Source organism: Psychrobacter sp. 1Y4 (assembly GCF_051847555.1).
In genome coordinates, this window is record NZ_JBPYDE010000559.1 from 1 (window position 1) to 704 (window position 704).

At 44.3% G+C, this 704-nt stretch carries 1 protein-coding gene; it reads left to right on the forward strand.

Annotated elements, in window-relative coordinates:
• Window positions 1–57: 57 nt before the first annotated feature.
• The coding region (locus ACS8FC_RS17550; RefSeq protein ID WP_439297731.1) for a YdcF family protein at window positions 58–704 on the forward strand (647 nt) is incomplete at its 3' end.

A 704-nucleotide genomic window follows, 5' to 3' on the forward strand; every position in this document is an offset into this window, starting at 1 on the left:
ATCTGACAACTATACACAGCGCAACTCTTCTATCAGCGCTGATTGGATAACAAATTTATGTGTGGGTTATTACGTATTTTATTAACCGTACTTGGGGTGATACTCATTATCGACTGCGTTGCTTTGATGGCTGTTGATAAGATTAATTTTGGTACAGTGCTGCCTTTTTTGATAGGTGTGGTTTTTGTAGGCCATGGACTGTTTGCGCCCTTAATTACGAAAATGCTTTCCAACAATCCTTTATTGCGGCGTATTTGGTACGGATTATGGCTGATGTTTGGGTTATGGCTCGTTAGCTTTTTGGTCTTTGTTTATTCATTGCAGCAGCAAATTGCACAGGGTAAACAAGATTTACCACCTGTAGCAGCTATTATTGTACTCGGTTCTGGGACGGTCGATGGTAAACCGACCCCTACCCTTGCTAGTCGCTTGGATACGGCAGCACAACTGATCGAGCAGCAACCACAAGTGCTCATTATTACGAGTGGCGGCGTGGGCTATGAGCGCACGCGCAGTGAAGCGGACATCATGGCGACTTACTTGCAGCAAGCACATGACATTCCACTAGATCATATTTATCAAGAAGGCAAAAGCACCAGTACTGAAGAGAATTTGGTCTACAGTCAAGTCATACTTGAACAGCATGGTATTGATAAAGAGGCACCCATTGCCATTGTCACCAGCGACTTTCATACTATCCGCGC